The organism is Cronobacter sp. EKM101R, from assembly GCF_963888145.1.
Lineage (GTDB): Bacteria > Pseudomonadota > Gammaproteobacteria > Enterobacterales > Enterobacteriaceae > Cronobacter > Cronobacter turicensis.
Genome location: NZ_CAWPHW010000071.1, coordinates 20,546 through 33,455, shown reverse-complemented (window position 1 = coordinate 33,455; position 12,910 = coordinate 20,546). Strand labels below are relative to the sequence as shown.

Annotated in this window: 13 protein-coding genes and 1 pseudogene; 3 read left to right on the top strand and 11 right to left on the bottom strand. The window is 58.9% G+C overall.

The annotated features are described in order from the left end of the window. Positions 1-167: 167 nt before the first annotated feature. Positions 168-1,727, top strand: a complete 1,560-nt coding sequence (gene mltF / locus AACV31_RS21660; protein WP_234005034.1) for a membrane-bound lytic murein transglycosylase MltF — start codon at positions 168-170, stop codon at positions 1,725-1,727. Here the strand turns inward: mltF and tadA are convergent. The 4 genes and pseudogenes from tadA to murQ form a co-directional block, all read right to left on the bottom strand. Next, a pseudogene (tadA, locus tag AACV31_RS21655) lies at positions 1,690-2,088 on the bottom strand (tRNA adenosine(34) deaminase TadA); the annotation flags it as partial. The gene mltF and the pseudogene tadA sit on opposite strands and share 38 nt — an antisense overlap. 98 nt (positions 2,089-2,186) lie before the next feature. After that, the gene (gene yfhb, locus AACV31_RS21650) at positions 2,187-2,822 is read right to left on the bottom strand and encodes a phosphatidylglycerophosphatase C (protein ID WP_165156005.1); all 636 of its coding nucleotides are present in this window, start codon (positions 2,820-2,822) and stop codon (positions 2,187-2,189) included. Positions 2,823-2,825: 3 nt separating this feature from the next. Further along, on the bottom strand, positions 2,826-4,193 hold the full coding sequence (locus AACV31_RS21645) for a PTS transporter subunit EIIC (RefSeq protein WP_165156003.1): 1,368 nt from the start codon (positions 4,191-4,193) through the stop codon (positions 2,826-2,828). Positions 4,194-4,206: 13 nt separating this feature from the next. Continuing rightward, positions 4,207-5,100, bottom strand: coding sequence for an N-acetylmuramic acid 6-phosphate etherase (gene murQ, locus AACV31_RS21640; RefSeq protein WP_165156001.1), 894 nt, complete (start codon positions 5,098-5,100; stop codon positions 4,207-4,209). Between the two features lie 121 nt (positions 5,101-5,221). Between murQ and AACV31_RS21635 the strand changes: the two genes are divergently transcribed. Both AACV31_RS21635 and AACV31_RS21630 read left to right on the top strand, forming a co-directional pair. Beyond that, the gene (locus tag AACV31_RS21635; protein ID WP_004387386.1) at positions 5,222-6,070 is read left to right on the top strand and encodes a MurR/RpiR family transcriptional regulator; all 849 of its coding nucleotides are present in this window, start codon (positions 5,222-5,224) and stop codon (positions 6,068-6,070) included. Positions 6,071-6,126: 56 nt separating this feature from the next. Then, on the top strand, positions 6,127-6,387 hold the full coding sequence (locus AACV31_RS21630; RefSeq protein ID WP_004387385.1) for a YfhL family 4Fe-4S dicluster ferredoxin: 261 nt from the start codon (positions 6,127-6,129) through the stop codon (positions 6,385-6,387). Here the strand turns inward: AACV31_RS21630 and acpS are convergent. The 7 genes from acpS to lepA form a co-directional block, all read right to left on the bottom strand. Then, the gene (gene acpS / locus AACV31_RS21625; protein WP_015742136.1) at positions 6,384-6,764 is read right to left on the bottom strand and encodes a holo-ACP synthase; all 381 of its coding nucleotides are present in this window, start codon (positions 6,762-6,764) and stop codon (positions 6,384-6,386) included. The two genes, AACV31_RS21630 and acpS, sit on opposite strands and share 4 nt — an antisense overlap. Then, on the bottom strand, positions 6,764-7,495 hold the full coding sequence (gene pdxJ / locus AACV31_RS21620; protein WP_004387383.1) for a pyridoxine 5'-phosphate synthase: 732 nt from the start codon (positions 7,493-7,495) through the stop codon (positions 6,764-6,766). The genes acpS and pdxJ overlap by 1 nt, the downstream gene beginning before the upstream one ends. A gap of 74 nt (positions 7,496-7,569) precedes the next feature. After that, a complete protein-coding gene (gene recO, locus AACV31_RS21615; protein WP_007763293.1) occupies positions 7,570-8,307 on the bottom strand; it encodes a DNA repair protein RecO in 738 nt (245 codons plus the stop codon). Positions 8,308-8,316: 9 nt separating this feature from the next. Then, a complete protein-coding gene (gene era, locus AACV31_RS21610; RefSeq protein ID WP_165155999.1) occupies positions 8,317-9,222 on the bottom strand; it encodes a GTPase Era in 906 nt (301 codons plus the stop codon). Beyond that, positions 9,219-9,899 carry a ribonuclease III gene (rnc, locus tag AACV31_RS21605; protein ID WP_004387379.1) on the bottom strand — a complete coding sequence of 227 codons (681 nt, stop codon included), beginning with the start codon at positions 9,897-9,899 and terminating at the stop codon, positions 9,219-9,221. The genes era and rnc overlap by 4 nt, the downstream gene beginning before the upstream one ends. 171 nt (positions 9,900-10,070) lie before the next feature. Continuing rightward, positions 10,071-11,036 (bottom strand): signal peptidase I, encoded by a 966-nt coding sequence (gene lepB / locus AACV31_RS21600; protein WP_075199675.1) that lies wholly within the window; start codon positions 11,034-11,036, stop codon positions 10,071-10,073. Positions 11,037-11,050: 14 nt separating this feature from the next. Beyond that, a complete protein-coding gene (gene lepA, locus AACV31_RS21595) occupies positions 11,051-12,850 on the bottom strand; it encodes a translation elongation factor 4 (RefSeq protein ID WP_165155997.1) in 1,800 nt (599 codons plus the stop codon). Between the last annotated feature and the right edge of the window lie 60 nt (positions 12,851-12,910).

Genomic DNA, 12,910 nt, shown 5'->3' with positions numbered 1-12,910 from the left:
CGTAGAAATAAAATCCCGCCGTCGCGTTAACGTTTGGTGTGGCCGATTCCTCTAATTAGTTGCCAAGTGGCGCTTTGTTACGCAAAATGCCGCTCCATGCCATTCAAACGAAACGGTTTACTAACGATTGTTCGCTGAGCCCCGAGGCAACGCAGAGAATTAACTAATTGAAAAAATTAAAGCTTAATTATCTGCTCATCGGCGTCGTTACCCTGCTGCTGGCAGTGGCCTTATGGCCGGCCATCCCCTGGTCCGGCAAAGCCGATAACCGTATCGCCGCGATTCAGGCGCGGGGGGTTTTGCGCGTCAGTACCATCGCCACGCCGCTGACCATGTACCGCGCCAATGAAACCATCTCCGGGCTCGATTACGAGCTAAGCCAAGCGTTTGCCGACTATCTGGGCGTGAAGCTTGAAGTCACCGTGCGCCAGAACATCAATCAGCTCTTTGACGATCTCGACAATAACGAGGCCGATCTGCTTGCCGCAGGCCTGGTCTATAACGAAGCGCGCAGCCAGCACTACCAGGCGGGCCCGATTTACTACTCGGTCTCGCAGCAGATGGTTTACCGCGTCGGCAGCCTTCGACCGCGCAGCCTCGCCAGTATAAAAGAGGGGCAACTGACCATTGCGCCCGGCCATGTGGCGCAGAGCGAGCTTGAACAGCTCAAAGCGACCAAATACCCGGACTTACGCTGGCATGTCGACCCGAAACTCAGCAGTAACGAGCTGATGTTGCAGGTGGCGCAGGGAACGCTGGACTACACCATCGCCGATTCGGTCGCCATCGGCCTGCTCCAGCGCGTCCATCCTCAGCTCGCGGTCGCGCTCGACCTCAGCGACGAACAGCCGGTAACCTGGTTCAGCCGCCGTAGCAGCGATAACTCACTCTCCGCCGCCCTGCTTGATTTCTTTAATCAGATCAATGAAGACGGCACGCTGGCGCGTCTGGAGGAGAAGTATCTCGGCCACGGCAACGATTTCGATTATGTAGATACCCGCAGCTTCCTGCGCGCCGTGGACAGCGTACTGCCGGAACTACAGCCGCTCTTTGAGAAGTATGCGACCGATATCGACTGGCGGCTGCTGGCGGCCATCTCGTATCAGGAATCCCACTGGGATAGCCAGGCCACCTCCCCGACCGGCGTGCGCGGGCTAATGATGCTCACCCGCAATACCGCCCAGAGCCTGGGCCTGACCGACCGCCTTGACGCCGAACAGAGCATCAGCGGCGGCGCGCGCTATCTGAAAGATATGATGAGTAAAGTGCCGGAAGGCGTGCCGGAGGAAGAACGGATTTGGTTTGCGCTGGCGGCGTATAACATGGGGTACGCGCATATGCTGGACGCCCGAGCGCTGACGGCGAAGCAAAAAGGCAATCCGGATAGCTGGTCGGACGTAAAACAGCGGCTGCCGCTGCTAAGCCAGCGCCCCTATTACAGCAAGCTCACTTACGGCTACGCGCGCGGTCATGAGGCCTATGCGTATGTGGAGAATATCCGCAAATACCAGATAAGCCTGGTCGGTTATCTGCTGGAGAAGGAAAAACAGGCCGCCGCGGCGGCGCAGCCTAAGCTTGTGCAAAGTTACCCTGCGAATATCACGCCGCAGGGTCTGTTCCCGTCGCCCTTTTCGCCGCTTCCTTTAGGGCCTTTTTCTCAAGCCGGCGCTGTCGGAAAAACGCACTCAACATTGCCGAACACTCTGTCGCCAGTATCCCCTCGATAACCTGCACCTGATGATTCATGCCGGGGTGCCCGGTGATGTCCATCAGCGAGCCCACCGCGCCGGTTTTGGCGTCGCGCGCCCCGAACACCAGCGTGCCGATACGCCCGTGCACCATCGCGCCTGCGCACATGACGCAGGGCTCAAGCGTGACATACAGCGTGGTATCCAGCAGACGGTAGTTTTGCAGCACCAGCCCGCCCTGGCGCAGCGCCATGATCTCCGCGTGCGCGGTCGGATCGTGGCGGCCAATCGGGCGATTCCAGCCTTCGCCAATGACCTGATTATTGTGCACCAGCACCGCGCCTACCGGCACTTCACCCTCGTCCCAGGCGCGCTGCGCCAGCGTCAGCGCGTGGCGCATCCAGTATTCATGGGTGAGTTCAGTCTGTGACACAAGCTTCTCCGGGAGTATAAGGCGGGCGGCATTATACACACCGTTTATGGGTTGCGAAACGCGCCTTATTCGAGCTGCTGCAGCTGTCCTTGTGGCGTAACGCGCCAGCGATGCTGGCAGAAGTAAAGTAGCGGGTTATCTTGCTTGCTGTCGCTGTAGCCGCTGTAGAGACGCAGCGGTGTGCCAATCTGGCGCTCCAGTTGCGCCACTTTTTCATGGCCGAGACAACGCAGCGTCAATACCCAGCCGCCGAAGCGGCGTTCCATCTGACTGGCGATGACATTCACGCGCGGCAGCCACGGGGTATCGTAATAGACCTGTTCCACCAGCGTCTGCGGCGAGCCGGTGATGAGCCAGACGTCGGCGTCGGTGCTGGTGAGGTAGCCGGTCAGGTGCTCATGCACCACCGGAAAGGTGACGACATGCGTGCGAAACCACGCGGCAAAGGCTTTTTCAAGCGCTTTAAGACGCGCCTCGCTGTGGCCGAAGGTACAGCCCCAGAGCAGCAGGCTCATCGGCCAGCGGGCGGCGCGCCCTTTGATGAGCAGCCCGCCCAGGATAACGGGCAGCAGAGGAATAACCAGCAGCAGGTTGAGCGGCTGACGCCGCAGCAGATAGCGCATAAAGGTGCCGAACATATCCTGTTGATGCAATGTGCCATCCAGATCGAAAAACACTACCCGACGCTCGTTATTGGCCAAACCTTACTCCTCTGGATCGTTAAAGCCCAGGAACCACGTAAACAGAAAACCGGCGATCACCGCTACCAGATAGCCTAACAGATAGAGCATCACTTTTCCGGTCACGATGGTGAGCGCCAGCGGTAGCCCGGAGATGCCGAAAGTGATAACCGTCGCCACTTTAAAGTAGCTGATAATCGCGCCGCCTGCCGCCCCGCCAAGGCATGCGCCGATAAACGGTTTCCCGAGCGGCAGCGTCACGCCGAAAATGAGCGGCTCGCCGATGCCGAGCAAACCGACCGGCAGCGCGCCTTTGATCACCTTTTTCAGCCGCGCGTTGCGGGTTTTCAGCAGCACTGCCAGCGACGCGCCAATCTGCCCGACGCCCGCCATCGCCAGAATCGGGAACAGCGCGTTATAGCCGTGCGCCTGCACCAGCTCGACGTGAATGGGCACCAGCCCCTGATGCAGGCCGGTGAGCACCAGCGGTAAAAACGTGCCCGCCAGCACCGCGCCCACCAGCAGCCCGCCTTTATCGATAGCGAGCGACGCGCCGTGCGCGATGGTTTCCGAAATCCAGCCGCCAAGCGGTTGCAGCGCCACGATGGCGACCGCGCCGGTGATAAGCGTCGTCAGCAGCGGGTTGAGGATAAGTTCGACCGAGACCGGCAGCAGGTTGCGCAGTTTTTTCTCAAGCCAGCACATCAGCATCACCACCAGCAGCACGGCGATGACGCCGCCGCGCCCCGGCTGTAACGGCTCGCCGAAGAGCGTAATCTGCGCCAGCTGCGGACTGGAGAGAATACCCGCCATCACCCCGCCCATCGCCACCGAGCCGCCAAAGACCCGCGCGGCGTTAACGCCGACCAGAATATTCATGATAGCGAACACGGCGCTGCCGAAAATGCCCAGCAGTCCCAGCAGGTTCGGATAGCTGGTGGCGAAGCCGCCGACGATATCCGGGCGTTTGAGGATATTGATAATTCCGGTAATCAGCCCCGAGGCGATGAACGCCGGGATCAGCGGAATAAACACGTTCGCGAGCTGGCGCAGCGCATCGCTCATCGGCGCTTTATAACGCGCTTTCGCCTGCGCTTTTGTACGTGCGGCGTCATCAATCGCCGGTTCGGTAGACGCCGCGCCCTGCATCTGCGCGCGCATCGCATCGACGACTTGCGCGGCGCGTCCTGGGCCGGCAATCAGTTGATGCTGCTCGCCCTGCTTCACATAGCCGCTGATGCCGGGCAGCGCCTTCAGCGCCGGGAGATCCATCAAGCTCTCGTCGCGCAGTTCAAGTCGCACCCGGGTCATGCAGTTTTCCAGCCGTAAAATATTGCCTTCACCGCCCACGCCCTTGAGGATCTGCGTGGCGAGCGTCGTCGATTTTTCCATACGTTACGTCCCCTTACGGCTGCAACGCCGCTCTTAAAAAGCCGTTATGCGCCGCAAGGCGCGCGTGGGCGGCCTGCGCGTCCAGCCCGGTCAGCACCATTAAAATCGCGGGTTTCACTTCATAATCGGTCTGGGCGAGCACCGCTGCGGCCTCGTCACGCGTGACGCCGGTCGCTTCCATCACCATCCGGCAGGCGCGATCCACCAGTTTGACGTTGGTGGCTTTCATATCCACCATCAGGTTCTCGTACACCTTGCCGCACTTCACCATCGCGCCGGTGGAGATCATGTTGAGTATGAGCTTCTGCGCGGTACCGGATTTCAGGCGCGTGGAGCCGGTGAGCGCCTCCGGGCCGACGACGGGCGACATGGCGATTTCCGCCGCTTCAGCTATCGGCGAGCCAGGGTTGCAGGAGATGGCCGCCGTCGCACAGCCCAGCGCGCGGGCGTACTTCAGGCCGCCAATGACATACGGCGTGCGCCCGGACGCCGCCAGCCCCACCACCATATCGCGCGCGGTAAGCCCGATGGCTTTGAGATCGTCCTCGCCGAGCTGCGCGTTATCTTCCGCGCCTTCGACAGCTTTCAGCAGCGCGCCGGGGCCGCCTGCGATAAGCCCGACCACCACGCCATGCGGCACGCCGAATGTCGGCGGGCACTCCGAGGCGTCCAGCACGCCGAGGCGTCCGCTGGTGCCAGCGCCCATGTAGATAAGCCGTCCGCCGCTTTTTAGCGCCGCCGCCGCCGCGTCCACCGCCTTCGCCACATCCGGCAATGTTTCACTGACGGCGTGCGCCACACGCTTGTCTTCTTCGTTAAAACGCATCAGCATCTCAAGCGTCGGGAGCGCGTCGAGATCGCGCGTGGCGGGGTTTCGGGTTTCTGAGACCAGCGAGCCAAGATTCATATTGCACCTCTGAATTTTTAATTCATAATGATGACGCTATAATGGAATATAAAATTCAAAGTGGCGAGTCAATTTCCCGGCAATGAAAAGCCGATCACACTTAATCCAGCCGGAGGCGTTGATGAATACCCTGATCCTTATCCGCCAGCGATACCCGACGCTGGCGCAAAGCGACCGAAAGCTTGCCGACTTTTTGCTTCAGTTTCCCGACTACGCCCGTCATTTAAGCTCGCAGCAGTTAGCGGCGGAAGCGGGCGTCAGTCAGTCGAGCGTGGTGAAGTTTTCCCAGAAGCTGGGCTATAAGGGGTTTCCGGCCCTGAAACTTGCCATCAGCGAAGCGCTCGCCAGCCAGAGCAACATCCACTCGGTCGCGGTACATAACGAGATCCTGGGCGACGACCCGCTGCGTCTGGTGGGCGAAAAGCTCATTAAAGAAAATGTCGCGGCGATGCACGCGTCGCTGGATATCAACCCGGAAGAGAAGCTGCTGGCGAGCGTCGGGCTGCTGCGCAATGCGCGGCGCATCGTGCTGACCGGCATCGGCGCCTCCGGGCTGGTGGCGAAAAACTTCTCCTGGAAGCTGATGAAAATTGGCCTCAATGCCGTCGCCGAACAGGATATGCACGCGCTGCTGGCGACCGTGCAGGCGATGGAGCCGGAAGATTTGCTGGTGGCGCTGTCTTACTCCGGCGAGCGGCGCGAGATTAACCTCGCCGCCGACGAAGCGCTGCGCGTGGGCGCGCGCATTCTCGCGATCACCGGCTTTACGCCGAACGCGCTGCAACAGCGCGCGACGCAGTGTCTCTATACCATTGCCGAAGAACAGGCGACGCGCAGCGCGGCTATCTCGTCCACTTCCGCCCAGATGATGCTCGCGGATTTACTGTTTATGGCGCTGGTGCAGCAGGATCTGGAGAAAGCGCCGGAGCGTATTCGCCACAGCGAAGCGCTGGTAAAAAAACTGGTCTGAGCAACAAATGGGCGTATAATGCCCGCCCTGTTTGTGTTGTTTCTGAGATTTTCCTGATGGCGCTGCTTATCACTAAAAAATGTATCAACTGTGACATGTGCGAGCCGGAGTGCCCGAACGAGGCTATCTCAATGGGAGACAACATTTATCAGATCGATACCAGCCGTTGCACGGAGTGCGTGGGCCATTACGAGACGCCCACCTGTCAGAAAGTGTGCCCGATCCCGAATACGATTATTAAGGATCCGGCCCATGCGGAAAATGAAGAGCAGCTGTGGGATAAGTTCGTGCTGCTCCATCATGCCGATAAGATCTAGCTTTCGATAATCACCGTCGCGCAGGCATAGTGCCGCTCATCAGCAAGCGTGACGTGTACTGATGTCACGCCCATACGCGCCGCCAGCCGTTCTGCTTCATCCCACAGCCGCAGCTTCGGTTTTCCCAGCTCATCGTTAAACACTTCAAACTGATTAAACGCCAGCCCGTTACGGATGCCGGTGCCAAAGGCTTTCGCCGCCGCCTCTTTCACCGCGAAGCGTTTCGCCAGAAAGCGTACCGGCTGCTGGTGCTCCTGATACTGCGCCCATTCGTTCGCGCTCAGCACCCGCTTCGCCAGCCGGTCGCCGGAGCGGGAGATGACCGCCTCGATGCGGTCAATCTCCACGATATCGGTCCCCAGACCCAGAATCGCCATTAGCGACGCGCTTCCAGCATCAGACGTTTCATCTCAGAAACCGCCTCTTTCAGGCCGCTCATCACGGCGCGTCCGATAATCGCGTGGCCGATATTCAGCTCATGCATTTCCGGGAGCGCGGCAATCGCCTGGACGTTGTGATAGGTAAGCCCGTGCCCGGCATTCACTTTCAGGCCTTTGCTCGCCGCATAGGTGGCGGCTTTGGCGATACGCTCAAGTTCGCGCGCGCGGGTGGCGTCGTCTTCGGCATCCGCATAGCAGCCGGTATGGATTTCAATATATGGCGCGCCGACCGCGACCGCGGCGTCAATCTGCGCGTTATCAGCGTCGATAAACAGCGACACCAGAATGCCCGCCGCCGCCAGACGCTGGCAGGCGTCGCGCATTTTATCGAGCTGACCCGCGACATCCAGGCCGCCTTCGGTGGTCACTTCCTGACGCTTTTCCGGCACCAGGCAGCAGAAATGCGGCTTTGTCTCGCAGGCGATAGCCAGCATCTCTTCGGTGACAGCCATCTCAAGATTCATACGGGTGTGGAGTGTCTGGCGCAGGATACGCACATCGCGATCGGTGATATGACGGCGATCTTCACGCAGGTGAACGGTGATGCCATCCGCGCCGGCCTGTTCGGCGATGAACGCCGCCTGTACCGGGTCCGGGTAAGCCGTGCCGCGAGCGTTACGCAGCGTGGCGATGTGGTCGATGTTGACCCCTAACAGCAATTCAGCCATGACAATCCTCGTAAATCGACAAAAAGTGCAGGCAGTTTACACCTGGTCGGGAAAGGCTGGCTATGGTTGCGCGGTCAGGCGGTTTCGCCTTCCGGCGGAAGCGGACGTTTTTTCGGCACAAACTGGCGAAACAGCTCGCGGCTCTTTAACGGTTTGCCGCCAAGATACGGTTTGAGCGCCATACGCGTGAAACGCTTGGCGGCGCGCAGCGTGTCGGCATCGGGGAAATCGCGGGTGGCGAGCGCTTTGAGCTGGCGGCCGGTAAAGGAGGTGTTGTCGATAACCAGGCTCGCGATAAAGCCCTTCTCTTCACGATAGCGGTAGGTCATGGCGTCATCGACTTCATCGCCGGTGCCTGCGCAGTGCAGAAAATCGACGCCGTAACCCAGATGCCCAAGCAGCGCGAGTTCAAAGCGGCGCAGCGCGGGCTCCGGCGTGCCGGTCGCGCCCGCCAGCGCCTGAATGCAGTGCAGGTAATCGAAGAAAAGCTCGGAAAAGCGGGTTTCCGGCTCCAGCACGCGCGCGACCAGCTCGTTAACGTACAGGCCGCTGTATAGCGTGATGCCGGAAAGCGGAAGCGCCAGGGAGACGGCTTCGGCGCTGGTGAGGTTTTTGACGTCGCCGCGCCCGCTCCAGCGCACCAGCAGCGGGGTAAATGGCTGTAGAGCGCCTTTGAGGTTAGAGCGTTTACGGCGCGCGCCTTTAGCGACAACGCGCACTCGACCGGATTCTTCGCTGAACAGATCGATAATCAGGCTGGTTTCGCTCCACGGACGCGCGTGGAGCACAAAGGCACGCTGCCAGCCTTCCATCACATGGCCTTAAAGATCGTCAACGTAACCGAGACTGCGCAGGGCGCGCTCGTCGTCAGCCCAGCCTGATTTCACTTTAACCCACAGCTCAAGGTGCACCGGCGCTTCAAACATGTCCTGCATGTCTTTACGCGCTTCGATGCCGATGGTTTTGATTTTGGCGCCTTTATTGCCAATCACCATTTTCTTCTGCCCTTCGCGCTCAACGAGGATCAGCCCGTTGATGTCGTAACCGCCGCGCTCGTTCGTCACGAAACGCTCGATTTCGACCGTCACCGAATACGGCAGCTCAGCGCCCAGGAAACGCATCAGTTTTTCACGGATGATTTCGGAGGCCATAAAGCGCTGCGAGCGGTCGGTGATGTAATCCTCCGGGAAGTGGTGAATCGCCTCTGGCAGGTGCTTACGCACGATCGACGCGATGGTATCCACATTCATGCCGGTTTCCGCAGAGAGAGGCACGATATCGAGGAAATTCATCTGGCTTCCCAGGAACTGCAGATGCGGCAACAGCTCCGCTTTATCCTGCACGTTATCCACTTTGTTGATCGCCAGAATGACCGGCGCTTTACCGTCGCGCAGTTTGTTCAGGACCATTTCGTCGTCCGGCGTCCAGCGGGTGCCTTCGACCACGAAAATCACCAGCTCAACGTCGCCGATAGAGCTGCTGGCCGCTTTGTTCATCAGACGGTTAATCGCGCGTTTTTCTTCCATATGCAGGCCGGGGGTATCAACATAGATAGCCTGATACTCGCCCTCGGTGTGAATGCCCACGATACGGTGGCGCGTGGTTTGCGCCTTACGGGAAGTAATAGAAATTTTCTGCCCAAGCAGTTTGTTCAGCAGCGTTGATTTCCCGACGTTCGGGCGGCCAACGATGGCGATAAATCCGCAGTATGTTTTGGTTTCGCTCATTCCAGCTCCAGTTTTTTCAGCGCCTGCTCAGCGGCTGCCTGCTCCGCTTTGCGGCGGCTGGAACCCGTGCCGACCACCGGTTCGCTCAGGCCACTTACCTGGCAGTGGATAGTAAATTCCTGATCGTGAGCTTCCCCACGCACCTGCACTACCAGGTAAGACGGTAGCGGCAGATGGCGCCCCTGCAGATATTCCTGCAGACGCGTTTTAGGATCTTTTTGTTTATCGCCCGGACTGATTTCATCCAGACGTGTTTGATACCAGGTGAGAATTAAGCGCTCGACGGTCTGAATATCGCTGTCGAGGAAAACGCCGCCGATTAAGGCTTCAACGGTATCGGCAAGAATCGATTCGCGACGAAAACCGCCGCTTTTCAGCTCGCCTGGCCCAAGACGCAGGCACTCGCCCAGCTCAAATTCACGCGCGATTTCAGCGAGCGTATTGCCGCGTACAAGCGTTGCGCGCATACGGCTCATGTCGCCTTCATCGACACGCGGGAAACGGTGATACAGCGCGTTCGCAATCACGAAACTTAAAATGGAGTCACCCAGAAACTCCAGACGCTCATTATGTTTGCTGCTGGCACTGCGATGCGTTAATGCCTGCTGCAACAGATCCTGATGATGAAAAGTGTAGCCCAGCTTTCGCTGAAGCCGATTAATTACGATGGGGTTCATGCGATACCAATTAATGAATGCGTCAAAAATTCAGCACACGGAACAGGGCTGAAGGGGTTCAAAGCTGTTTCGTGTGCCGTGGCTCCCTTGCGGGAGCCAGCCGGAAATCGTCGGGGGAATATTCTATACACAACGACAGGGGATGTCGTTAGTTCCAACAGATTTAATTCGTTAATGAATGCCGCCGATTCGATTCAGGCGCACGCCTGTCGGCCATTCACCTTCCTGTTTCTCGAAACTCATCCAGATAGCGGTCGCTTTACCCACCAGATTCGCCTCCGGGACGAAGCCCCAGTAACGGCTGTCGGCGCTGTTATCGCGGTTGTCGCCCATCATGAAGTAGTGGCCCGGCGGCACAATCCAGGTGCCGGTCTGCTGGCCCTGCTGGCGGTAGTAAATGCCCACCTGATCCTGCGCGATAGGCACCGTCAGAATGCGGTGCGTGACGTCGCCTAAGGTTTCCTTACGCTCGGTCAGGCGGATACCGCCGTCTTTGCTTTCGTTTTTCGGTACCTGGAAGAAACCGCTGCTCGCCTCGCCGCCGTTCTGACGGCCAAAGGTCTGCACGAAATCGCTCGGCTCGACGTTCGAATAGGTGATCGGCAGCGCGTTCGCGCACGCCTGGCCTGAACTGCAGTTCGGCTGGACGGTCACTTCTTTCGCCACCGGATCGTAGCTGACTTTATCGCCCGGCAGACCGACCACGCGCTTGATGTAGTCAAGGCGCGGATCGCCCGGATATTTAAACACGGCGATGTCGCCGCGCTTCGGATGGCCGGTTTCGATAAGCGTCTTCTGGTAAATCGGATCTTTGATGCCGTAGGCGAATTTCTCCACGAGGATAAAATCGCCGATAAGCAGCGTCGGCATCATGGAACCTGACGGGATCTGGAACGGCTCGTAGATAAACGAGCGCACCACCAGAACGACGGCCAGAACCGGGAAGACCGACGCGCCGGTTTCCAGCCAGCCCGGTTTCGGGCCCGCTTTCTTCGACACGCCTGCGTCCTGCGCATCCGTGGCGGCAAGCGCCGCGCGCTCGCGACGCTTCGGCGCGAAGATAAATTTATCCACGCACCACAAGATGCCCGTCACCAGCGTTGCGATGACCAGGATCAGGGCAAACATATTCGCCATGCCAACTCCTTAGGTTATTTACCGTCTTTCCCAACGTGCAGAATGGCGAGGAACGCTTCCTGCGGCAGCTCGACGTTACCGACCTGCTTCATGCGTTTTTTACCCTCTTTCTGTTTCTGCAACAGCTTTTTCTTACGGCTGACGTCGCCGCCGTAGCATTTTGCCAGCACGTTTTTACGCAGCTGTTTCACTGTGGAGCGGGCAATAATGTGGTTGCCGATAGCCGCCTGAATGGCGATATCGAACTGCTGGCGCGGGATCAGTTCTTTCATCTTTTCCACCAGCTCGCGGCCGCGGTACGGCGCGTTGTCGTTGTGGGTGATCAGCGCGAGCGCATCGACGCGCTCGCCGTTGATCAGGACGTCAACACGCACCATGTTCGATGCCTGGAAGCGCTTGAAGTTGTAATCCAGCGACGCGTAACCGCGCGAGGTTGACTTCAGGCGATCGAAGAAGTCGAGCACGACTTCCGCCATCGGGATTTCATAGGTCAGCGCAACCTGATTGCCGTGGTACACCATGTTAGTCTGCACGCCGCGTTTTTCGACGCACAGCGTGATGACGTTGCCGAGGTATTCCTGCGGCAGCAGCATGTGACACTCGGCGATAGGCTCGCGCAGTTCCTGAATATTATTCAGCGGCGGCAGCTTGGACGGGCTGTCGACATAGACCACCTCGTTGTTGGTCATCTGCACTTCATACACAACGGTCGGCGCCGTGGTGATGAGATCGAGATCGTATTCGCGCTCCAGACGCTCCTGGATTATCTCCATGTGCAGCAGGCCGAGGAAGCCGCAGCGGAAGCCGAAGCCCAGCGCCGTTGAGCTTTCCGGCTCGTAGAACAGGGAGGCGTCGTTGAGGCTCAGCTTGCCGAGCGCGTCGCGGAAGGACTCGTAATCATCAGAGCTTACCGGGAAGAGCCCCGCGTAAACCTGCGGCTTCACTTTCTTAAAGCCTGGCAGCGCTTTTTCCGCCGGGTTGCGCGCAAGCGTCAGGGTATCGCCTACCGGCGCGCCGAGAATGTCTTTAATCGCGCACACCAGCCAGCCTACCTCGCCGCATTTCAGCTCGGTACGGTCGATCTGTTTCGGCGTGAAAATCCCGAGACGGTCAGCGTTGTACGTCTGGCCAGTGCTCATGACTTTGACTTTATCGCCCTTGCGCAGGGTGCCGTTCTTCACGCGGATAAGCGACACCACGCCCAGATAGTTATCGAACCAGGAGTCGATGATCAGCGCCTGCAACGGGGAATCCGGATCGCCTTCCGGCGCAGGGATGTCGCGCACCAGACGCTCCAGTACATCCTGCACGCCAACGCCGGTTTTCGCCGAGCAGCGCACCGCATCGGTGGCGTCGATGCCGACGATATCTTCGATTTCTTCCGCCACGCGCTCAGGATCGGCCGCAGGCAGGTCAATTTTGTTCAGTACCGGCACCACTTCGAGATCCATTTCGATCGCGGTATAGCAGTTGGCGAGGGTCTGCGCTTCCACGCCCTGCCCTGCGTCCACCACCAGCAGCGCGCCTTCGCACGCGGCGAGAGAGCGGGAAACTTCATAGGAGAAGTCCACGTGGCCGGGGGTGTCGATAAAGTTAAGCTGGTAGGTTTCGCCGTCGGAGGCTTTGTAGTCAAGCGTCACGCTCTGGGCTTTAATAGTAATGCCGCGCTCGCGCTCCAGATCCATGGAATCCAGCACCTGCGCTTCCATTTCGCGATCGGAAAGGCCGCCGCAAATTTGAATAATACGGTCAGACAGCGTCGATTTACCGTGGTCGATGTGAGCGATGATCGAAAAGTTGCGTATGTTCTTCATATAGCGAGATTTTTATGCCTTATAAATCCTGAGAGGCTCGGCGCAACGCGCGGTACTGAG